20 protein-coding genes, 1 tRNA gene, 2 pseudogenes and 1 riboswitch are annotated in these 20740 nt (G+C 48.2%); of the genes and pseudogenes, 20 read left to right on the top strand and 3 right to left on the bottom strand.

Features of this window, described 5'->3' with window-relative positions; all coding sequences use genetic code 11:
* Positions 1 to 142: 142 nt before the first annotated feature.
* The 14 genes and pseudogenes from J0X00_RS16530 to J0X00_RS16595 all read left to right on the top strand — a co-directional run.
* On the top strand, positions 143 to 340 hold the full coding sequence (locus tag J0X00_RS16530; RefSeq protein ID WP_068718075.1) for a Flp family type IVb pilin: 198 nt from the start codon (positions 143 to 145) through the stop codon (positions 338 to 340).
* A gap of 19 nt (positions 341 to 359) precedes the next feature.
* The gene (locus J0X00_RS16535) at positions 360 to 923 is read left to right on the top strand and encodes a prepilin peptidase (RefSeq protein ID WP_282477234.1); all 564 of its coding nucleotides are present in this window, start codon (positions 360 to 362) and stop codon (positions 921 to 923) included.
* Between the two features lie 14 nt (positions 924 to 937).
* Complete coding sequence (cpaB, locus tag J0X00_RS16540; RefSeq protein WP_282477235.1) at positions 938 to 1849, top strand: Flp pilus assembly protein CpaB; 912 nt, start codon at positions 938 to 940, stop codon at positions 1847 to 1849.
* Positions 1850 to 1977: 128 nt separating this feature from the next.
* The gene (locus J0X00_RS16545; protein ID WP_282477236.1) at positions 1978 to 3333 is read left to right on the top strand and encodes a type II and III secretion system protein family protein; all 1356 of its coding nucleotides are present in this window, start codon (positions 1978 to 1980) and stop codon (positions 3331 to 3333) included.
* An 18-nt stretch (positions 3334 to 3351) separates the two neighbouring features.
* Complete coding sequence (locus J0X00_RS16550) at positions 3352 to 3993, top strand: CpaD family pilus assembly lipoprotein (RefSeq protein ID WP_282477237.1); 642 nt, start codon at positions 3352 to 3354, stop codon at positions 3991 to 3993.
* Positions 3994 to 4009: 16 nt separating this feature from the next.
* Positions 4010 to 5221: a hypothetical protein gene (locus J0X00_RS16555; protein ID WP_282477238.1), complete on the top strand. Its 1212-nt coding sequence runs from the start codon at positions 4010 to 4012 to the stop codon at positions 5219 to 5221.
* Positions 5218 to 6582 (top strand): CpaF family protein, encoded by a 1365-nt coding sequence (locus J0X00_RS16560; protein WP_282477239.1) that lies wholly within the window; start codon positions 5218 to 5220, stop codon positions 6580 to 6582. Before J0X00_RS16555 ends, J0X00_RS16560 begins: the two co-directional genes overlap by 4 nt.
* Positions 6582 to 7562 carry a type II secretion system F family protein gene (locus tag J0X00_RS16565; RefSeq protein ID WP_282477240.1) on the top strand — a complete coding sequence of 327 codons (981 nt, stop codon included), beginning with the start codon at positions 6582 to 6584 and terminating at the stop codon, positions 7560 to 7562. Before J0X00_RS16560 ends, J0X00_RS16565 begins: the two co-directional genes overlap by 1 nt.
* Positions 7559 to 8503 (top strand): type II secretion system F family protein, encoded by a 945-nt coding sequence (locus J0X00_RS16570; protein WP_282477241.1) that lies wholly within the window; start codon positions 7559 to 7561, stop codon positions 8501 to 8503. The genes J0X00_RS16565 and J0X00_RS16570 overlap by 4 nt, the downstream gene beginning before the upstream one ends.
* An 11-nt stretch (positions 8504 to 8514) precedes the next feature.
* Positions 8515 to 9357 (top strand): tetratricopeptide repeat protein, encoded by an 843-nt coding sequence (locus J0X00_RS16575; RefSeq protein ID WP_282477242.1) that lies wholly within the window; start codon positions 8515 to 8517, stop codon positions 9355 to 9357.
* Positions 9357 to 9887 (top strand): TadE family protein, encoded by a 531-nt coding sequence (locus J0X00_RS16580; RefSeq protein ID WP_282477243.1) that lies wholly within the window; start codon positions 9357 to 9359, stop codon positions 9885 to 9887. The genes J0X00_RS16575 and J0X00_RS16580 overlap by 1 nt, the downstream gene beginning before the upstream one ends.
* The gene (locus tag J0X00_RS16585; RefSeq protein WP_282477244.1) at positions 9884 to 10456 is read left to right on the top strand and encodes a hypothetical protein; all 573 of its coding nucleotides are present in this window, start codon (positions 9884 to 9886) and stop codon (positions 10454 to 10456) included. The genes J0X00_RS16580 and J0X00_RS16585 overlap by 4 nt, the downstream gene beginning before the upstream one ends.
* The gene (locus tag J0X00_RS16590; RefSeq protein ID WP_282477245.1) at positions 10437 to 10838 is read left to right on the top strand and encodes a YbaN family protein; all 402 of its coding nucleotides are present in this window, start codon (positions 10437 to 10439) and stop codon (positions 10836 to 10838) included. The genes J0X00_RS16585 and J0X00_RS16590 overlap by 20 nt, the downstream gene beginning before the upstream one ends.
* 84 nt (positions 10839 to 10922) lie before the next feature.
* A pseudogene (locus tag J0X00_RS16595) lies at positions 10923 to 11318 on the top strand (winged helix-turn-helix domain-containing protein); the annotation flags it as partial.
* A 4-nt stretch (positions 11319 to 11322) separates the two neighbouring features.
* Here the strand turns inward: J0X00_RS16595 and J0X00_RS16600 are convergent.
* Positions 11323 to 11526, bottom strand: a pseudogene (locus tag J0X00_RS16600) (integrase arm-type DNA-binding domain-containing protein); the annotation flags it as partial.
* Positions 11527 to 11691: 165 nt separating this feature from the next.
* Positions 11692 to 11767 (bottom strand) — tRNA-Asn (locus J0X00_RS16605).
* A 577-nt stretch (positions 11768 to 12344) separates the two neighbouring features.
* Between J0X00_RS16605 and uvrB the strand changes: the two genes are divergently transcribed.
* From uvrB to luxU, 4 genes are all read left to right on the top strand, one after another.
* Positions 12345 to 14375: an excinuclease ABC subunit UvrB gene (uvrB, locus tag J0X00_RS16610; protein ID WP_282477246.1), complete on the top strand. Its 2031-nt coding sequence runs from the start codon at positions 12345 to 12347 to the stop codon at positions 14373 to 14375.
* Positions 14376 to 14476: 101 nt separating this feature from the next.
* Positions 14477 to 15670: an ISL3 family transposase gene (locus tag J0X00_RS16615; protein ID WP_282476786.1), complete on the top strand. Its 1194-nt coding sequence runs from the start codon at positions 14477 to 14479 to the stop codon at positions 15668 to 15670.
* Between the two features lie 289 nt (positions 15671 to 15959).
* Complete coding sequence (gene luxO / locus J0X00_RS16620) at positions 15960 to 17324, top strand: quorum-sensing sigma-54 dependent transcriptional regulator LuxO (RefSeq protein WP_282478312.1); 1365 nt, start codon at positions 15960 to 15962, stop codon at positions 17322 to 17324.
* 6 nt (positions 17325 to 17330) lie between these two features.
* Positions 17331 to 17669 carry a quorum-sensing phosphorelay protein LuxU gene (luxU, locus tag J0X00_RS16625; RefSeq protein WP_136484353.1) on the top strand — a complete coding sequence of 113 codons (339 nt, stop codon included), beginning with the start codon at positions 17331 to 17333 and terminating at the stop codon, positions 17667 to 17669.
* A 220-nt stretch (positions 17670 to 17889) separates the two neighbouring features.
* Here luxU and J0X00_RS16630 read toward each other — a convergent pair whose 3' ends face one another.
* A complete protein-coding gene (locus tag J0X00_RS16630) occupies positions 17890 to 18795 on the bottom strand; it encodes a YvcK family protein (protein WP_136484352.1) in 906 nt (301 codons plus the stop codon).
* Between the two features lie 188 nt (positions 18796 to 18983).
* A riboswitch (molybdenum cofactor riboswitch) is annotated at positions 18984 to 19137 on the top strand.
* Here J0X00_RS16630 and moaA point away from each other — a divergent pair.
* Both moaA and moaB read left to right on the top strand, forming a co-directional pair.
* Entirely contained in the window at positions 19126 to 20115 is a 990-nt protein-coding gene (gene moaA / locus J0X00_RS16635; RefSeq protein WP_136484351.1) for a GTP 3',8-cyclase MoaA, read from the top strand. Its footprint overlaps the riboswitch before it by 12 nt.
* A 108-nt stretch (positions 20116 to 20223) precedes the next feature.
* Positions 20224 to 20736, top strand: a complete 513-nt coding sequence (gene moaB / locus J0X00_RS16640; RefSeq protein ID WP_136484350.1) for a molybdenum cofactor biosynthesis protein B — start codon at positions 20224 to 20226, stop codon at positions 20734 to 20736.
* The last annotated feature ends 4 nt before the right edge of the window (positions 20737 to 20740 follow it).

The raw sequence follows: 20740 nt of genomic DNA on the forward strand, positions 1-20740 counted from the left end.
GAAAAGACTGTTACTTCCATTATTAAGCATTCTTAATGTTTGCCATCTTGAAATGCAAATGAGAATGACTCTTAATACGAGAAAAGAGAGACACCCGCACAATGGGTTCTCTCCTTGTCATTTGTAAATAGGAAGTAAAAACATGAAAGCTCAACTGAAAAAATTTATCGCTGATGAAAGTGGTGTAACGGCGATTGAATATGGAATTTTGGCAGCAGCAATGGCAGCAGCCATCGGCGTTATTTTTGGTTCTGATGGTGTATTTGTGACCGCATTGAAAGAGCGTTTCGCCTCAATTGCTGACCAAATTACCGATACCGCAACCACCGATGGCAAATAAGTTCTAGGCAAACGTGGTTATGAATAATTTATTGGTGCTGCAAAGCTTATTTATTCCATTAGGCGTGGTCGTTGTTAGTGACCTGTTTTATCGCAAGATCCATAACCACTTAATTTTGTTTCTTTTGTTGTTGGCGCTGGGTAATGGCGTGCTGTTTTTCGTTGGACTGGGCAGTTATGCCTCACTTTCGCTGACGCATGCCGCAGCACAGTTTGGTTGGTCGCTCGTTGGCGCACTGGCTGTGTTGTGCATCGGTTTCGGTTTATTTGCAATTGGGCAAATGGGCGCAGGGGACGTCAAGTTGATGGCGGTACTGTGCCTTTTGGTCGGTGGCAATAATCAGGTCGCATTTCTGCTCATCACAGCGCTCGCCGGTGGCGTGCTGGCATTGCTTATGCCCTTTATCCGCATCGTTGAAATGGCAGGCGCAAAGTGGATTTTGCAATTCTCGACCATGATGCCTTGGCTACGAATTCCAGTGCCACAAGCAGCGTATACAAGACCCAATACCGCCGGTTTGCCTTACGGCTTAGCGATCACCGCTGGAGCTATTGTCTCCCTAACTACTCCTTTAACTCATTAGAGATTGTTTTTTCTATGAAAATTTCATCAGTGTTGTTTGTTTCTGGTGCTCTGGTATTCGCGCTAGGTGGCGCGTTTATCGTCCGAGGAATGACCGTTACTCCGGCCAAGCCTGTTCATCCTAAAGTGGATATCACCCCTGAGCCGGCTCCGATTTATGCCCCTGTGTTAACCGCTGGCCGTGAGCTTCATCCTGGCGATTTTATCGGTGCAAACGATGTGTACTGGAAGCAAGTTGACCGAGATTATCCGAGTGAATTTTATTTCAAAAAAGAGGCGGGTGGTTTAACTGAAATTTACGGTTCGACCGTCAATCAACTGGTGCCAAAAGGTGAACTGCTTACGTATGACGTGGTGGTAAAACCAGGTCAGCCGGGCTTTATTGCATCGGTATTAACACCAGGAAAACGCGCGGTTGCGATACCGACTGATGCGGTTTCGAGTAGTTCAGGTCTTGTGCAAGCCGGGGATCATGTCGATGTCATTTTGGGACTTGAAGATAAACAAAGCGGCAAAAAATCAGACAAAGACAATGTGTTAATGAACTTTCCTTTTGTGGCTTCACAAACGTTAGTGACTAACGTGCGAGTGCTCGCGCTCAACAACAAAGAGCGCAGTGCCCTGCGCATAAAAGAAGTCGAAGAGAAGACCAAAGAAAAAGCGGTTTACCCAGAAACAGTGACTTTAGAAGTAACGCCAAAACAAGCAGAACGCCTAACGGTTGCGCGAGAGCTTGGCAAGTTGCAATTGGTGATTCGTGCCGTGAACGATTCAACGACGGAAGAGGCTTCCACCGTTGAACTCGCGGCAAGCGATGTGACGACCTTAAGTGACACGACCGATATTTATAAACAATTACAGAGTCCGGCGGCGACCGTCATTCAATATCAAGGTTCAGTCATGAAAGCAGCCCAAGTCTCTAACTAGATTGTTTAGTCTACCCATATCTCTCACAGCCTTCTGAATAAAAGGAAATAACGTTAATGAAGACTTTTCACTCTTCAAGAAAACTCTTTACGGCTTTTATGTTGCTCAACGCATGCTACGGAATGACTGTGGCACAAGCAGCCCCTGCGGGTCAAACCACACCGCAGACCATGTCCTCAGCTCAGGCTTTTTCGCAAGCCAAAGTAACGGACAAGATTAACTTGACCGTAAAACACGGCACGTTACTGACCATGCCTGAAAGGGTGACACGCGTTCTTATTGCTGATCCAAATGTGGCCAGTTTTCATACGCCATCTACCAATACCATTTTCGTGTATGCAGAAAGCGCAGGCAGCACCACCTTATATGCGCTAAATAGTGAGGACAAAGTGGTTCTCGCTGCCGCTATTCAAGCGGATTTTGATTTGCCTGCGTTAACCAAACAGATCAATACCGAAATTGAAGGTGCTAACGTTAAGCTGATGCGTTCAACGGAAAACGGCATCATTGTTCGTGGCTCTGTGCAAACTCCCCAACAGTCTAAACAAGTGATTGACGCGATTACTGCCTTTACCGGTGGATCTTCTGACAACAAGGGCGGCGGTGGTCAAGGTGGCCAAGGGGCGCCTGGCGGTCAAGGTCAGGCGGTGCGCGTGGTTAACCAATTGAAAGTGGAACTGTCGGCGCAAATCAATATCAGTGTCCGTATTGTCGAAGTGGCGCGTAGCTTAAGCTCACAATTGGGCTTTAGCTGGGAAGCCTTGCTTGATAACGGCAACAGCTTTATCCGCAATACTGGCACCTCTCTGTTTGATGCCACAACGGGCGTCTTTTCCGGTAGCACCGTCACCAATGCAATGGCAGGTGGTGTTTCTCATAGCGGTAAATTGGCAGGCGTATTAACGGCGCTCTCTTCGAATGGCATGGCGAGCATTTTGGCTGAGCCGAACTTAACCGCTATGTCCGGTGAAACCGCTGGCTTTGCGGCGGGTGGTGAGGTGCCAATCATCATTATGACCAACAACAACATCACTATCGATTACAAACAGTACGGGGTGATCATGCGTATGACGCCAACTCTGCTGTCGCCAAATCGCATTAGTTTGCACATTGCGCCAGAAGTGAGCGATCTCTCTGATGAGGGGTCGGTTGAGTTAGCGGGTAATGTTATCCCTGCGTTTAAAGTGCGCCGCGCTGATACCACTGTCGAGCTGGCGAGCGGACAGAGCTTTGCTCTGGGAGGCATGCTGCGTTCTAACGTTAGCCAAACCGTCAATGGCGTACCTGGGCTGCGCAATATCCCGATGCTAGGCCGTCTTTTTGAATCGGAATCTAACGAGAAAGAAGAGACTGAGCTGGTGATCATCGCCACCGCGTATGTGGTGAGTCCAACTCAAGCTGGTGAGCTGCAAACTCCAGGTAAAGGCATTAAACCGCTGGATAACTCGATTCCTGAAAAAGCCTCTGCTGGCTACCTATTTTAATCATCTGGGAGTGACATTATGCGTTTAACCATTTCTTTAGCGATTGCATGTGTTCTGCTGACCGGGTGTGAGCAAACCATCAACTATTGGCGTGAAGGTGATGAAACCGTTGCGACCGGGAAAAATTACCCGATTAAAGTGGCGCCAACGGTATCCGCCGTCTCTTTGCAACTCACTGAGCATCAGGGATTAAGCCCTGAATCGATGCAAAATCTCAACTCGTTGCTGACCAATCAGGGCAGATTGACCAAGCAGCAGCTCACAATTCAGCCTTATTCCAATGATGGTCAGCAGTTTGCCAACAAATTACATGCCGCATTGCAGCAGGCTGGCGCTATTGATGTGCGCATTTTGCCGATGACCTATCAAGCCGATAAGGCGCAGTGGGACTTGCGCGTGCAGTCGCAGGCATTGGTGGTTACGGTGCCAGATTGCCGAATTCACGATGCAAGCACATGGACGATAAAACCTTATGAAGCGATTGGTCCTTTAGGCTGTGCAACGCGCGCTAACCTTGCTCGCATGGTGAGCGATCCTGCCGATTTATTACGTGCCAAGGAGCTTGAGCCAGGCGATGGCGAAGCCGCTTTGCAAGCAGTTAAGCGTTATCAAGAAGATGAGCTAAAAGAATTGCTCGATATCGATTTCAACGAAGATTAACCACGAGGTGAGCATCATGAGTGAACAACAACTCCAATACACAGCAGATGAGCTCGGTTCGATTGTCCTGTTTACGACTCAAAAAGATCAGGTGGCCTTGTACTCCGAGGATTTTCAACGCCTTAACTGTGCGCCGGAAAATGTGTTTCTCGGCAATATTGAAAAGGCAACGCAATGGGTAAAAGACAACGCAATCCCTATGGCGATGTTTGTTGATATCGATCAGGAGCACTACCCATTAGAGAGCCTAGCTAGCCTGGTTGAAGTGACTGGCCCAACGTGCAAAATCGTTGCCTTAGGCTCGCAGGTTAACCTTGATTTGTATCGCAATATGTTGGCGCAAGGCATCTTTGACTACCTGCTAAAGCCGGTCACCTTAGATCGCCTCGCCGCGACGTTAAGCAGCATGAAGAAAGGCGTACTTGAAGAGCAATTGATCGGCCGGACAATTGCTGTCACTGGTGTGAAAGGGGGCTTAGGGTCGTCAACTATCGCTTTTGGTATTGCGCAAATGTTGGCTAATCAGTCGCGTATTTCAACGGCGCTGGTCGATTATGACCGTACCAATGGCTGTTTAGGTCTACTGGCGGGCATCAATCAAGATGGCGGTTTGGATGGCGTTCTCAAATCAGACAATCTGGACGTTCGCTATTTACACCGCTCGATGACCCAAGTGTCGGATAAATTGTCGCTGCTTAACCAAGCGCCAAACTATCAAGTGGCGGCGGAGCGATTAGCTGACGATCACGTGCTGACTCTCGGTGCAACCTTGTGCCAAATGTTTAATCAAGTGGTGTGGGATTTGCCAGCAAGCCAACCGCAAGGCTCACTTGACGTACTCAACTGCGCGCAAAGTCGCATTATCGTAGTCGATTACACCGTGACTGCAGCGCGCAATACCTTGCGCCTGTTGGAGAGTATCGGCGATGAAACGGACGGTCAGCGCATTGTTATCGTGGCGAATCTGCGTCAAGAGACGTCACAATCGATCAGCCGTGAAGAGTTTGAAAAATTCATCGGTCGCCGTATCGATCTTCAATTGCCAACCGCGGGTAAGGTATTGGAACAGCAGCTGCTTAAAGGCCCGTTAAAGGTCTCTGAGTTAGGAGAATTTAGATCTGCAATAGCGCATTTGGTAGATTTAGCGTGTGGTCGTCCCACCGTAAAAAAAGAGAAGCGTAATCTCTTAGCGCTCTTCTCAACTGTGTTTGAGAGGAAAGCATCATGATGTTGAAAATGCCGCGCAATAGAGTGCGCGAACCTGTACGAGAAAGTGAGCCAATCCAGCCTGATCAAGAGAGTGGGCTGACGAAGGTAGAGCGTACTTCACAGCAAGCGAGTAACGAGTCTGCCGCAGCTAATGCCCATTTACGTGTGGTGCGCGATTATCTTTACGAGCAGATCGACCCGATGAAAGTGGCGTCGATGAAGCCAGAAAAATTGCAGCAGCAGATCAACGATTTGATCCGCTCGATTTGCGATACCCATCGCTTGCAGTTTTCTGCAGAAGAAGAGCGCCACATTAGTCAGACGATGTTCAATGAGATGATCGGTATCGGTCCAATCCAACCGCTATTGGCCGACGATTCAGTCAACGATATTTTGGTCAACGGTGCGGGACAGGTCTTTGTTGAACGCTTTGGCAAATTGGTGCTAACACCGATTCATTTTATCGATGAAGAGCATGTGTTCAACATTGCCCAGCGTATTGCTGCGCGAGTAGGGCGTCGTATCGACGAAACCCATCCGATGGTGGATGCGCGTTTGGAAGATGGCAGCCGTGTGAACATCATAACTCATCCTTTGGCGCTTGATGGTACCACTATTTCGATTCGTAAATTCATGCGACGCAATATGTCACTCGAAATTCTGGCTGACAAAGGAGCGATGAACGACGAGATGATCACCATCTTAAAACGCGCGATGAAAGCGCGTTTAAACGTGATTATTTCTGGTGGTACTGGTGCGGGTAAAACCACGCTGCTCAATGCGTTATCACAAAACATCAGTAATGAAGACCGCATCATCACCATTGAAGATGCCGCCGAACTGCAACTGCAACAAATTCACGTGGTGCGTTTAGAAACTCGCCCAGTGAGCGCAGAAGGCGCGGGTAAAGTCGACCAACGCGATTTGGTACGAAATGCACTGCGTATGCGTCCTGACCGGATTATTTTGGGTGAGGTACGTGGCGGAGAGAGCTTTGACATGTTGCAAGCCATGAACACCGGTCACGATGGCTCGCTCTGTACTGTGCACGCCAATACACCCAGAGATGCGATCATGCGTTTGGAAAACATGGTGATGATGGCCAACATGCAGTTGCCACTTGAGGCTATTCGTCGCCAAATCGCCAGCGCGGTGGACTTGATCGTCCAAGTTGAACGTATGAGTGACGGTGGTCGTCGCGTGGTGTCGATTACCGAAGTGTGTGGCATGGAAGACGATGTGATTCAAACGCAAGAGCTGTTTGGTTTTGCCACTCAGGAAATCGATCGTCACGGCAAAGTGATTGGTCACTATGTCTCGTCGGGTTTGCAGCCGAATTTCTACAGCTCACATGCTCACTATTTTAGGGAGTATGAATAATGTGGGATCTCATCACATTAGCCCTGTTTGTGCTGATTTTCAGTTCGATTTTAAGTGTGCGTTACGCTGTAGTAGCGCACAACGAGAAGACATCGCGCACTGCATTTTTCTCGCAATTGAGGGAGAAAATTATTGGCCCGCAACCAGAAGAGAAGAGTGAACAAGAAGATGAAATTCGACGCTTTATTGAAGAGGATCGTTTTTCTTCTTGGCCTTTGATTGGCAAAGCAGCGCAGCGGTTTTGGATGGATTTGTCGCTCTTGGGCTGGCAAGACGCATGGAAAAAACGAGCAATGATGCTGCTGGCGCCATCGTTTATGGTTGCCATCTTTGTAGCAAAATCTTCTACTTCGCCTTTGCTGCTGGCGTTGGGATTAACGGTGATTTTCTTTGTCACCTTGGTATGGTTTGCCTATTTTCGTGCGATGAAACGCCATCTCCATGAATTTAAGCAAAATTTGCCCCAAGCGATTGATGCGATTATTCGCGCCGCACGTGCGGGCGTGCCTGTCACCAATACCTTTGCCATGGTGGCGAGCAACTTACCAGGCCCGTTAGCAACCGAATTTATGTTGATTGATAACTGGCTCAAAGTCGGGGTTCCGTTGCGTGAAGCGATGCGCGACTCTGCTGCACGTGTGCCTTTAAATGAATACCGCTTTTTCGTGGTGATTTTGGTGATTAACCAAGAAACGGGCGGCAAGCTCAGTGACACGTTAGAAAAGCTGAGTGAAACCTTGCGCGATCGCCAAGAGTTAGCGCTAAAAATCAAAGCCAAAACATCGGAAGTCCGTGCTTCTGCCACCATTGTGGCGTTACTTGCACCGCTCTCTTTGGCGTACATGGCGTTTAACTCCCCTAAAGATTTTGAATTTTTAATCAATGATCCCACCGGCAATAGTGTCTTGATCTACGCGGTCTGCAGCGTGGCACTTGGGTTGGGTATTACTCACTTTATGATTAAGCGAGTGCTGCGATGATGGAATCTAACGTGTTGTTTCTTGGCTTGGGATTGATCTGTTTAGCGGTAGGGTTAGTGCTAATGGGCATCTACCATTTTGCGAAGCAGGTTACTTTGTCAGAACGTTTAAATACCACGGTGTCACAAGAACAAAGCAAAGATGAAGATCTGCAACGCGCAGTGAATCAACCACTTTTTGAACGTTTCCCTTTTCTGCTCGGTTTTGCTAAAGCCGGTGAGAGTTTGGCAGGTACTCAATCTGACCGGATGAAAACCTACCGCCTATTGGCGATGGCAGGCTTTCAAGACCGCCGCTTTATTGGTCTGCTCACGTCCAGTAAATACGCCACCGGTGTGGTGTTGGTGATGTCGTTTTTGCTCTTTGGCTTGGATGCAGGGCATCGCCTTACGCTAACAGGTCTTGCGGGGAGCTTGATGCTGATGTTCCTTAGTGGCTTTTTCATTGAGTTGTGGCTAAAAGTGCGCGCCGCACGCCGTGGTGAACGCCTATCAAATGACTTGCCTGATGCCCTTGATCTGATGGTGATTTGTGCTGAGGCCGGTCTGCCACTCGCGCGTATTTTGAAAGTGATTTCCAAAGAGTTGATGTTCTCTGCCCCTGAAGTGGCGCAAGAATTGGGTTACACCTACATGGAAATGCAAATTCTGACCGATCGCCGTAAAGCACTGACAAATCTTGCTGAGCGTTGTGGTGTCGACAACATTTCAGCCATGGTAGCGACATTAGTACAAGCGGAACGTTACGGAACCCCCTTATCTCAAGCGTTGAAAACCATTTCTGAAGAGAGTCGTAAGGCCTTGGTACTAGAGCTGGAAGAGAAAACCGGTAAGTTACCGGCTCAGTTAAGTGTGCCGCTCATGACGCTGATTTTGCCACCAGTGATCGCGATGATGGGCGCACCCGCGATGGTACGTATTGTGCGGATTTTGGCCAATTAAGGAGCATGACAATGAACACTAAACTGGTATTAACTGGCCTTGTATTGGCACTGCTTAGCGGCTGTGCAACTCAATCAACGAACCTCAATGCGGCGACTAAACCGCTGCAAGGAGAAGCGCAAGAGGCGCTGACTCTAGCGCATTTACTGCGTGATAACGGTCGTTATAAAGCCTCTTATGAGGTGTACCAAAAGATGGATGATAAGCATGAACTGAGCGATGCGTATCTACTGGAATACGCCTCCGTTGCAGCGTTAGTGGTTCCACCAGAAACGGCGATTCATCTTTATCAACGAGCGCAACAAGCGCTCGGGCAGAAGATTCAACCTCAGCAAAGCGAGGCAATTGAACTTGGTTTAGGCCGAGCTTATTTGCAATTGGCACAACGAGAAGAAGCACAGCGTCACTTTGAACTGGTGCTCAGTCATAATCCTAATAACGCGACGGCGTTAAATGGCTTAAGCGTGATTGCCAATTATCAAGGGCGCACACCCGATGCGTTGGCTTATTTGCAACGTGCGATGAAGGTGGATGCCAATAACCCTATGGTACTCAATAACCTAGCCATGACTTACTTGGTCAGTGGCGATATCCATCGCACCATTGAATTGCTCCAAGCACGGCAAAATACCTTGCCATTGTCGGGTAAGTTGAATTTAGCATTGGCTTACATTTTGAGTGAGCGAACCGATAAAGCGCGCCAAGTGTTAAGCAGTGAGTTACCGACAGTGCAAACCGAACGAGCCATCACGCAATTTGAACAGCTGCGCCAGCGTGTCGAGCAAGGAACACCGCTCAGCATAGAAATTGCTGCACTAAGTCAAACGCCAGTGAAATTGGCGGAGGAACATTGATGGCAAGGTTGCTGCGTGCGTTTGAGCGCAAACAAAGGGGAATCGTGTCGGTTGAAGCCGCGCTGATTTTTCCGGTGTTGCTGTTTATTTTGGTGATGTTTTTTGAGTTAGCCAGAATTGCGCTGGTGATCATCGCTGTCAACACGTCACTGGAACGGGCAGTGCAACAACTGCGCTTTGAAGACAATTTTTACGCCCTAAAGCAAAATCAGCTTAACCAGATGATTACCGATAAGATCGTGAACCAGTCTTATGGCTTGGTGAATGAAGAGAATGTCTCGTTAGAGGTGCACACGTTTTCTAATTTGGGTGAGTTTTCTGGTTCATCAACCAAAAGCGGCGACGACAGCCGTGACAGCGATGAAACGCCGGACTATACCAATTCGCCAGTGTTAAACCTGACCTTGACGTTACAGCAAACGTTCATCACCCCATTACCTTCGCTTTTCAATTTGGGAACATCGTATCAGCATGAATTCCAACAAGTATTAGGTGATTTGGTCATTGATGACGATGAGGACGAATCATGAGAGGCAGTTTACGTAAAGCCAAAGGGCTCGCTCTGATGGAATTGACGCTGATGATGGGGATGTTTGTGGGGGCGGTGGCCATCATTGCTGATCTTTATACGGCCAGCCAACTGCGTAGCCACTACGACCGAATGTCTCACAACTTAGCCTCTATTATTTCCATTCAACGCTATATCAGTGCAAAAGATCTGAATCTGTTGATTACGCGAAACATGCCAGAAGCGGATATCGGAGAGTATGAACTCTATATCTACAATGTGAAATTGGATCGCAGTATGGCGTGGAGCCCGTTAAAACGTGGATCGTTGGAGGGTATTTGTCCTGAGCTCAGTGCAGGTGGCAGGTTCAGTGCTGATATGCCAGAAGAGGATAGCGAAGATGATCAAAACGCAGTGATCGTGGTGCAGCTTTGTCGTCAGTCAGAGGGGCTAACGCCTTTTGCGTCATTATTGTCGCCTAAAACCATTCAAGTGGTGGCATCTAACCGAGCGCGAGAAAAAACCATCGAAGTGGATAAGGTTCTGGCAGGGGAGTTAGGAATCGATGAAGATGATGACAGTTCAAGTTAATAAGCGTTCAGCGCTCTCCATGTGGCTGTATAAGCTTTTGGCGCTTGCCAGTCTTGCCATGGCAGTGCTGGGAATTTTGCTACCGGGATTACCAACAACGGAGTTTGTTATTCTAGCCGCTTGGGCCGCAGCCAAAGGTTCGCCGACCATTCACCAGTGGATTATGTCAGTACCGTACTTTCGTTGTATCATCGATAACTGGCAACATGGTGGAGTGATATCAAGACGCAACAAAGTGCATTCGGCGCTTTCCATGCTGGCGTGTTTTACGCTTCTGATGGTCATGAAAATTGACTATCTGTGGCTTGCGGTTGCTGCATTCGGAATGGGTATTAGCGCGTTTTTTATTTGGCGTCGCCCAGAGACACGGGATAACCTGTGATGAACAAAATCATTGAACTTGATATATACCTGTGATCATTGAAGATGCTTAATTTTCTTTAGAATCAAGATCATGTTATGAACCATGAAAATTACACTGACTCCTCAGCAGAAACTACAACTCGAACAAATGCACGACATTGAACGTGATAGTCGAGTCTGCGACCGTATTAAGGCTGTTTTACTGGCTTCTGAAGGCTGGAGTCAGACTATGATTTCACAAGCTCTTCGTATTCATGAATCGACCGTTGCCCGCCACCTCAGTGACTACATTCTTTCTGAAAAACTTAAGCCTGAGAATGGTGGAAGCCAAAGCAAACTTTCTGCTACTCAAACCATGCACCTAATCGAGCATTTGACTGAGAAAACCTATTCTCACACTCATCAAATTGTCGACTACGTTAAAGAGACATTTGGACTTGATTACACGGTTTCTGGCATGAACAAATGGCTTCACCACAATGGTTTTAGCTACAAGCGTTTGTTAGGGAAAGGCCAGGGTAACTGCCAAACGTCATGTTAGCGCGTTTACCGTTGTGTGGGCGTGTATAGTTGAATAGCCACGTCTTTGTGCCGTTTGGTTTTACACGTAGACGAAGACCGTTACCATCAAAGAGCGTGTACTCTTTATCTTGTGGTTTAGCGTTAGAGATTTGTTTATCTGTTAAAGATTGAGTTGTTCTTGCCATGATTGGTACACCGTAAATTGGAACATACGGACAATGTACCTATTTGTGTCCCAAAACTTCTAAGCTAATACGAGTCGGGAAAAGACGTTAAGAGAATGCAATCCCTTGAAATAGCTAGGTTTAGATACAAAAAAAGACGTCCTAGGACGTCTTTTTTCTGGAATTTGGCTCCCCCTGCAAGACTTGAACTTGCGACATACGGATTAACAGTCCGCCGTTCTACCGACTGAACTAAGGGGGAATTGATTAAAGCGGGAAAGATGGTATCCAGCTGGCCGGAATGTGTCAACCTTTCTCCGAGAAAAAGATAAGATTTTTTTTGCGAGAAAGGCTTTACTTTTCTGTATCCCTTACCGGGCTTACGCTGGATTTAGTTATCCACTAATTTTGTGGATAAGTGTGTTAATGGATTCTTAGTAATTATGTTTATCGGCAAAGCTTAAGTGAATACTCTAAATGTAATCGTTTGCTTTTTTGTTTTAAATTGTTGTTTTATTTGATTTTTTATAGGTTATACACTGTTTGTATCTTTGCTAGGTGGCGGGATGCGTCAGGGCTGAAAAAAGTCAAAATGGGGTGAACTGGGGAAAACCAGTGGATTATTTTAAAGGGAACTATGTGCCGAACGGCTGATGGGGTGGAAGATAATAACAAACCCCGTCAGCATATGCCAACAGTATTTGTGTGATTTCGTCGATCGGCAGCACAACAATTGCGTATCTAATCTTAACGGCCATTGCTGCCAATATTCGCTTGCCATTGCCCGGCGCGAACGGCGACAATAACCTGTACAGAAAAACAGGCCTGATGAGGACGACATGAGCAAAGCATTTGAATTGGTGTCTGAATATCAACCTTCCGGTGATCAGCCAGAAGCGATTCGACAGTTATTAGAGGGGATAGACGCCGGACTGGCCCACCAGACCCTGCTTGGTGTCACCGGTTCGGGGAAAACTTTTACCTTGGCTAATGTGATTGCTCAGGCTCAGCGTCCGGCCATCCTGTTGGCGCCCAATAAGACCCTGGCGGCCCAACTGTATGGCGAAATGAAGAGTTTCTTTCCCAACAATGCGGTCGAGTATTTCGTCTCTTACTACGATTACTATCAGCCAGAAGCTTATGTGCCGACGACCGATACTTTTATTGAAAAAGATGCGGCAGTCAACGCACACATTGAGCAGATGCGTCTGTCGGCCACTAAAGCCCTGCTCGAGCGTAAAGATGCCATTATCGTTGCGTCTGTGTCTGCGATTTATGGTCTGGGCGATCCTGATTCCTATTTGAAAATGATGCTGCATTTACGCCGTGGTGATGTGATTAACCAGCGCGATATGCTGCGCCGATTGGCTGAGCTGCAATACTCACGTAATGATGTGGCATTTGAACGCGGCCAGTTTCGGGTGCGAGGCGAAGTGATCGATATTTTCCCGGCGGAATCCGAGCAGGAAGCGGTGCGGGTCGAAATGTTTGATGACGAAGTTGAATGCATCAGTCTGTTTGACCCTCTGACCGGGGTTATCAAACAGCGGGATTTGCCAAGATTTACTGTGTACCCGAAAACTCACTACGTCACGCCGCGCGAGCGCATTCTTGAAGCCATTGAGCAGATCAAGCAAGAACTGGCGGTGCGACGCCAGTATCTGCTTGATAACAATAAGTTGCTTGAAGAACAGCGTATTTCGCAGCGTACTCAGTTTGACATCGAAATGATGAATGAACTCGGCTTCTGTTCCGGTATTGAAAACTATTCACGCTATCTGAGCGGCCGCTCGGAAGGCGAACCGCCTCCGACCCTGTTTGACTATCTGCCGCATGACGGTTTGCTGGTCATCGATGAAAGCCACGTCACCGTGCCGCAGATTGGCGCCATGTATAAGGGTGACCGTTCGCGTAAGGAAACCCTGGTGGAATACGGCTTCCGGCTGCCTTCGGCTTTGGATAACCGTCCACTCAAGTTTGAAGAGTTTGAATCGATCGCGCCGCAGACGATTTTTGTGTCCGCGACGCCCGGCAAATATGAGATGGAAAAATCAGACGGTGAAGTGGTCGATCAGGTTGTGCGTCCGACCGGACTGCTTGATCCACAGCTGGAAGTCCGTCCGGTTGCGACTCAGGTCGATGACCTGTTATCAGAAATTCGTATGCGTGCCGCCCAGGATGAGCGGGTGCTTGTCACTACACTGACCAAGCGTATGGCAGAGGATTTGACTGAATATCTGCATGAGCATGAGGTCAAAGTGCGTTATCTGCACTCAGATATTGATACGGTAGAGCGGGTCGAAATTATTCGTGATTTGCGCCTGGGTGAGTTTGACGTGCTGGTCGGCATCAACCTGTTGCGCGAGGGACTGGATATGCCGGAAGTTTCGCTGGTGGCGATTCTGGACGCAGACAAGGAAGGCTTCCTGCGCTCAGAGCGTTCATTGATCCAGACGATCGGCCGCGCCGCACGTAACCTGAAAGGCAAGGCGATTCTGTACGCAGACCGTATTACCAACTCAATGAAGCTGGCGATGGATGAAACCAATCGTCGACGCGAGAAACAGCAGGCGCACAATGAGAAGATGGGCATCAAGCCTCAGGCGCTCAAGCGTAATGTTAAAGACATTATGGAGTTAGGTGATATCACCAAGTCGCGTAAGCAGAAAACCAGCAAAGTGGTGCCTTTGGGCAAGGTTGCGGAAACGTCAGCCAGCTACGATACTATGTCACCACAGCAGTTGGAAAAAGAGATCAGCAGGCTGGAAGGGCAAATGTACAAGCACGCTCAGGATCTTGAGTTTGAGCTGGCAGCAGAGAAGCGTGATCACATTGAGCAGTTGCGTCAACAGTTTATCGTCAACAGCTAAAAAAAAAGGTTCATCGCGGATTAGCGGGAACTTAAAACAAAAACGGTAGTAAGTGATAAGGTTACATCGCCAAACACAACCTTACACAAACTACCGTTTTCATGCCGAATCATACTTTCCTATCATCGTTCTGGGAAGGCTTTCATGTCGTAAAGTCTGTACAAACGTCTTCTCTCATCACGATTACTCTCCAACCCAGCACAACTGCTCGATGTTCATGTGGGCAACATGTTCAAGCCATACATGATTATCAGTGGCGCACGATTAAGGAAGCGATGATTCTCGGCGTACCCGTCGAGCTATCCCTACAAACAAGGCGTATCAAGTGCCCTGACTGCGGTATCAAAACCGAATCTATTTCTTGGCTTGAACCTTTTGCTCGCCTGACTAACCGCTTAAGAAGTTACATTGAGCAGTTGTTGCCTCTTCTTCCTATCAAACATATTGCCCAGATGACGGGGGTTCATTGGCATACGATTAAGGCGATAGATAAGCGTCGGCTGCAACATGTGGTGCCAGAGGTTAACTGGGCAGAGCTGAGACAACTGGTCATGGATGAGTTTGCTCTCTTCAAGGGACATCGTTATGCCACTGTTATCGCGGATGCTAAGACGCATCAAGTGCTTTGGATAGGCGTCGGACGCAGCCGAAAAGATATCCGTCCCTTCTTTGAATTACTCGGTGAGCATAGCCAGAACATAGAAGCGGTTGCAATGGATATGAATACGGCTTTCGACTTTGAAGTGCAGCAACATTGTCCTAACGCCCGCATTGTGTACGACTTATTCCACGTGGTCGCCAAATTTGGCCGGGAAGTGATGGATAGAGTCAGAGTTGACCAAGCTAATCAACTCAAACAGGACAAGAAAACGCGCCAATGGGTGAAACGTTCACGCTGGGTTCTCCTCAAAAACAGAGCTAATTTAGACGGTAAGCAGGAGAGCTATCTGAGTGAGATACTGAGCATGAACAAGGACTTAATGGTGACGTATTTACTTGGCTCTCAGCTTAAAGAGTTATGGAGGTGCCAGTCGGAAAGAGAAGCGGAAGACTTATGGGACGTATGGTGGGAGCAAGTTCAAGAAAGCGGGATCAAGCCGCTTATGGACTTCGCGAGAAAGCTCAAACCGTATCTTCATGGCATCGTTGCTTCTGCAAGCTACCCACTCAATACCTGTACGCTCGAAGGGATAAACAACAAGATAAAGTTAATCAAACGAATGGGCTACGGTTACCGAGATATCGATTACTTTTTTTTAAAGATAAAAGCGGCTTTCCCCGGAAAGCCGCGATGAACCAAAAAAAAGCCAATAGTAATCGTCTATTGGCTGTTATATCGTGAATATCGTATTCACTAACAACGTCAGTTGGCTAGGTGACCCTTGCGGGTCATACAGATTTAAGCATTTTGTATGCCAGCGTTACAAAAGCGGTTAAGTGGCGGAATGTTGACCTTATTTTAGCTGTTCATCTGCCTTTTGTTTGCAAAATGCAATTTCAAATGCAATTATTAAGCAAAATGCAAAAATAAATGGCTAGGTTATGCAACTTAATGATATACATCAAAAGTCGAAGTATTTGCTGATGGTCGAAGACACGGCTTCGGTCGCGGCGCTGTATCGTTCTTATCTGACTCCTCTGGAGATCGATATCAATATTGTCGGTACCGGGCGTGACGCGATCGAAAGTATCGAGAAACGGACTCCGGATCTGATCCTGCTCGATTTACGCCTGCCAGATATGACGGGTATGGATGTGCTGCACGAAGTGAAGAAGCAATCGCCGGATGTCCCGGTGATTTTCATGACAGCGCACGGCTCTATCGATACCGCAGTGGAAGCGATGCGCCACGGTGCTCAGGATTTCCTTATCAAACCGTGTGAAGCGGACCGTTTGCGTGTCACAGTAAATAATGCGATCCGCAAGGCCAGCAAGCTTAAAAATGACACCGACAGCACCAATCAGAACTACCAGGGCTTCATCGGCAGCAGTCACAATATGCAAGCGGTCTATCGCACGATTGACTCGGCTGCGAGCAGTAAAGCCAGTATCTTTATCACCGGTGAAAGCGGTACAGGTAAAGAAGTGTGTGCCGAAGCCATCCATGCCGCCAGCAAGCGCGGTGACAAGCCGTTCATCGCGATTAACTGTGCTGCGATTCCAAAAGACTTGATCGAAAGTGAGTTGTTCGGCCACGTAAAAGGTGCCTTTACCGGTGCTGCCACCGATCGTCAGGGTGCGGCTGAACTGGCAGACGGCGGCACTCTGTTTTTGGATGAATTGTGTGAAATGGATCTGGACTTACAGACCAAGCTGTTGCGCTTTATCCAGACCGGTACCTTTCAGAAAGTCGGTTCATCGAAAATGAAGAGTGTGGATGTCCGTTTTGTCTGTGCAACCAACCGCGACCCCTGGAAAGAGGTGCAGGAAGGACGTTTTCGTGAAGACTTATACTACCGTTTGTACGTGATTCCGCTCCATTTACCGCCACTGCGTGAGCGTGGTGACGATGTGATTGAAATTGCTTATTCCCTGCTGGGCTACATGTCTAAAGAAGAAGGCAAAGGCTTTGTCCGCCTGGCTCCGGGGGTGGTCGAACGGTTCAGAAAGTACGAGTGGCCGGGCAATGTGCGCCAGCTGCAGAACGTGCTGCGTAATGTGGTGGTATTGAATGAAGGCAGTGAGATCGCGCTTGAAATGCTGCCACCGCCGCTGAGTCAGCCGATTGAATCGGAAAATATCTTGCCAAATGTTGGTCAGGGTCGCATTTCTGTGCATGAAATTTTCCCATTATGGATGACAGAGAAACAGGCGATTGAAAACGCTATCGAAGCGTGTGATGGTAATATTCCGCGTGCGGCGGGTTATTTGGATGTTAGTCCATCGACCATTTATCGTAAGCTGCAGACCTGGAACGAAAAAGAACAAGAAAAGGAAAATGAAAAGTAGGTCTATATGGAAGTGTTGAATCAAACTAAGGTAGACAGTCTGGCGCGGGAGATCGGTGAAGAGAATGTGCCGGTTTTGGTCGAAATTTTTCTTGGTGAACTTGATATGTACCAGCAAAATCTCAGCAGCGATCAGCTGGATGATAAGGTGCAGTACCTGAAAGAGATCAGCCATGCTTTGAAAAGCAGCGCGGCGAGTTTTGGTGCCGAGCTGTTGTGTGCGAAAGCCGCTGAGATCGACAGTCGTGCCAAGTCCGGTGAGGGCATCGATGAAGCGCATGATACCGCCAGTATGATTGAACTGCTTGAGCGTACCCATCAGCGTTATTCACAGCTTGCCTGCTGAAATACACGCTGCGCTAAGGGTGTTGATCTCAGGATGATAATCACGCCTAAACAAGCAGAGCCGCAAATTTGCGGCTCTGCTTGTTTAGCCGGCTATGAATTGCGGCAATGTAGATGCAATGACTTTGGTATCAATGAGTTAATGCAGATCTGCATTTTTGCCAATCCAATCAGTTTCTGCCAGCCTCATTAATCGCTACAACCAATTCAGCTTTAGGCTATTAACTCAGCGGCATTAATGCCAGTTGTTCTTCGATAGCTTGGCGTAGTTTAAGCCGGTCATGGCGCCAGTCACGGTTGGGTGAGGCCAGATCACGGGTCACGCAGTTCCAGGCATCGGTTAAAGGTGCCTGATGCGGTTTACCACCTAAAACGACATCGATACGCCGCCCCTGACAGGCTCGCTCGCACCAGCTCAGTTTTTGTTCCAGTGACATGCGTCCTGCCGGGCCATATTCCGGCGACAGATTCTCGACAAAAATCAGTTTGGCCGACGTGTTGTTTTCAATGGCCTGACCGATTTCCGGCAACAGCAATGGTGGCATGATACTGGTCAGGAAACTGCCTGGACCGAGGATAATGGCGTCGGCTTGTTCTATCGCGCTGACTCCTTCCCGGGTCGCTGGTACTGCTGGCGTCAGGTCGAGACGCTTTAGATCCTGCTCCATCTCATCAACGCTGGTCTCACCGGTAACCCATAGGCCATCAACGGACAAGGCTTTGAGATCAGAAGGATGCTCTGACATAGGGACGATATTGACATCAACTTTCAACATGGTCCGAATCAGGTTGATGGCTTCCAACGGTCTGACCGAGAGGTTATCGAGGGCGGTTAGCATCAGGTTCCCCAGATTGTGGCCGTCGAGTTCGCCTGAGCCTTTAAAGCGATATTCGAACATCATCGAGCTGATAGACGGTTCGGTAATCAACTGATTGATACAGTTGCGGGTATCACCCCAGGCAATACCGCCCTGACAATCCCGGATGCGTCCGGTTGAGCCGCCGTTGTCGGTTGTGGTCACAATACCGGTTGCGTTTGAGCCAAATATTTTCAACGCAGCCAACATGCGTCCTAAGCCGTGCCCGCCACCGATAGCGACCACTTTTTTATTCTTGTAAAGCGTCATTGTATTCTGCTGTTCGTATTTAGTATTACAACCCAAGACAATGTAGAGCAAAGGCCGCCCTACGGATACTTATTTCGGGGTAATTTGCGCCCCGGATAAGTTTTTTTTCCACCGAGGGTGGAATCACTTATACTTTTTAAGTATTTTACCAATATGCTGCTATTGAGCGCTTTTTAGCTGTTTCTCTTTAGTTGCCATAACTCCGAGCTTAGTTCAGCTAAGTCTGCTATATATCAAAAATATGTCAGATAAGCTGTCTCGGCCAGTGACTTCGTGTCACAAGGGCATAGTTAGAAATGACGTTGCCTCCCGTGTTTGGAAAGGTGTATCGTGGCGCAACAATTCGAAGATAGATTTCAACGCAAGTTCTATTACTTGCGCTTGTCGGTTACAGATGTCTGTAACTTTAAATGTACGTACTGTTTACCTGACGGCTATCATCCGTCGGGCAATAAAAACTCCTCTTTTTTAACTCTGCCAGAGATCGAACGTGTGGTGAGCGCGTTTGCTGAATGCGGGACTTCTAAAGTCCGTATTACCGGCGGAGAGCCTAGTCTGCGTAAAGATTTTACCGATATTATTCATGCCGTCGCATCAACGTCCGGTATCGAGAAGGTCGCGACCACTACCAACGGTTACCGTATGGCCAACAATGTGGCGCAATGGAAAGAAGCAGGGCTGACCCATATTAATGTCAGTCTTGATAGCCTGGATCCGCGTATGTTTCACCAGATCACCGGCGAAAACCGCTTTCATCAGGTGATGCAAGGGATCGAACGCGCCTTTGAGGTGGGCTATGAACAGGTTAAAGTCAATGTGGTGCTGATGAAAGATCTCAACACTCAGGACATGCCTAAGTTTCTGGACTGGATTCGCCATCGTCCAATTCAATTGCGTTTTATTGAGTTGATGCAGACCGGTGAGATGGATGATCTGTTCAACAAACATCATGTATCCGGCACGGCCATTCGTAATCAGTTGATCGCTGATGGCTGGATTTTGAAGGCGCGCGCCAACAATGACGGCCCGGCTCAGGTGTTTGTCCATGCGGATTATCAGGGCGAGATTGGTTTAATCATGCCGTATGAGAAAAACTTCTGTACCAGCTGTAACCGGTTGCGTATTTCTGCGCTGGGTAAGCTGCACTTATGTCTGTTTGGTGAGCATGGCGTCGAGCTGCGTGACCTTTTACAACAGGACGAGCAGAAGAATGAGCTGATTGAACGTATTCAGTCCCAGTTGCAAACCAAATCGGTCAGCCATTTTCTGCATGACGGAAATCCGGGCATGACGCCTCATCTCGCTTCTATCGGCGGCTAAACGGCCGACGGTGAGCGGTTCAAAAGCACAAATTTATGATGGCCTTGCCGACAAGGCTAAATTTCATTCAAAGCTTAATGTCATTACAAAGAACTGAAAGGTGAACAAATGGGTCACGCAGAAAACAAATTTCAAGCGGCTAACATTGCCGTCCTGACCGTATCAGATACTCGTACTGAAGAGACAGATACCTCGGGCCGCTATCTGGCGGAACAACTGCAGGAAGCCGGACACAAACTGGCGGATAAACAGATCGTGATTGATGATATGTACAAGATCCGTGCGATTGTTTCCCAATGGATTGCGGATGAAAATGTGCAGGCAGTAATGATTACCGGCGGTACCGGTTTTACCTCGCGCGACAGCACTCCGGAAGCGCTTAAGCCACTGTTTGATAAAGAAGTGGAGGGGTTTGGTGAGCTGTTCCGTATGGTTTCTTATGAGGAAATCGGCACCTCGACGATTCAGTCGCGCGCGCTGGCAGGCTTTGCTAACCACACAGTAATTTTTGCAATGCCTGGCTCGACCGGCGCCTGCCGTACCGGTTGGACCAAGATTATCCGCCAGCAAATGGATGCCAGCCATCGTCCGTGTAACTTCATGCCACACTTGTCAGTGTAAGGGG

The sequence above is a fragment of the Vibrio sp. ABG19 genome, from assembly GCF_029962385.1.
Classification (GTDB): domain Bacteria; phylum Pseudomonadota; class Gammaproteobacteria; order Enterobacterales; family Vibrionaceae; genus Vibrio; species Vibrio ostreae.

Coding starts and splice junctions, on each gene's coding strand:
- J0X00_RS16530 (WP_068718075.1), top strand. CDS start 143: ATGAAAGCTCAACTGAAAAAATTTATCGCTGATGAAAGTGGTGTAACG.
- J0X00_RS16535 (WP_282477234.1), top strand. CDS start 360: ATGAATAATTTATTGGTGCTGCAAAGCTTATTTATTCCATTAGGCGTG.
- cpaB (WP_282477235.1), top strand. CDS start 938: ATGAAAATTTCATCAGTGTTGTTTGTTTCTGGTGCTCTGGTATTCGCG.
- J0X00_RS16550 (WP_282477237.1), top strand. CDS start 3,352: ATGCGTTTAACCATTTCTTTAGCGATTGCATGTGTTCTGCTGACCGGG.
- J0X00_RS16555 (WP_282477238.1), top strand. CDS start 4,010: ATGAGTGAACAACAACTCCAATACACAGCAGATGAGCTCGGTTCGATT.
- J0X00_RS16560 (WP_282477239.1), top strand. CDS start 5,218: ATGATGTTGAAAATGCCGCGCAATAGAGTGCGCGAACCTGTACGAGAA.
- J0X00_RS16565 (WP_282477240.1), top strand. CDS start 6,582: ATGTGGGATCTCATCACATTAGCCCTGTTTGTGCTGATTTTCAGTTCG.
- J0X00_RS16570 (WP_282477241.1), top strand. CDS start 7,559: ATGATGGAATCTAACGTGTTGTTTCTTGGCTTGGGATTGATCTGTTTA.
- J0X00_RS16575 (WP_282477242.1), top strand. CDS start 8,515: ATGAACACTAAACTGGTATTAACTGGCCTTGTATTGGCACTGCTTAGC.
- J0X00_RS16580 (WP_282477243.1), top strand. CDS start 9,357: ATGGCAAGGTTGCTGCGTGCGTTTGAGCGCAAACAAAGGGGAATCGTG.
- J0X00_RS16585 (WP_282477244.1), top strand. CDS start 9,884: ATGAGAGGCAGTTTACGTAAAGCCAAAGGGCTCGCTCTGATGGAATTG.
- J0X00_RS16590 (WP_282477245.1), top strand. CDS start 10,437: ATGATGACAGTTCAAGTTAATAAGCGTTCAGCGCTCTCCATGTGGCTG.
- uvrB (WP_282477246.1), top strand. CDS start 12,345: ATGAGCAAAGCATTTGAATTGGTGTCTGAATATCAACCTTCCGGTGAT.
- J0X00_RS16615 (WP_282476786.1), top strand. CDS start 14,477: ATGCCGAATCATACTTTCCTATCATCGTTCTGGGAAGGCTTTCATGTC.
- luxO (WP_282478312.1), top strand. CDS start 15,960: ATGGTCGAAGACACGGCTTCGGTCGCGGCGCTGTATCGTTCTTATCTG.
- luxU (WP_136484353.1), top strand. CDS start 17,331: ATGGAAGTGTTGAATCAAACTAAGGTAGACAGTCTGGCGCGGGAGATC.
- J0X00_RS16630 (WP_136484352.1), bottom strand. CDS start 18,795: ATGACGCTTTACAAGAATAAAAAAGTGGTCGCTATCGGTGGCGGGCAC.
- moaB (WP_136484350.1), top strand. CDS start 20,224: ATGGGTCACGCAGAAAACAAATTTCAAGCGGCTAACATTGCCGTCCTG.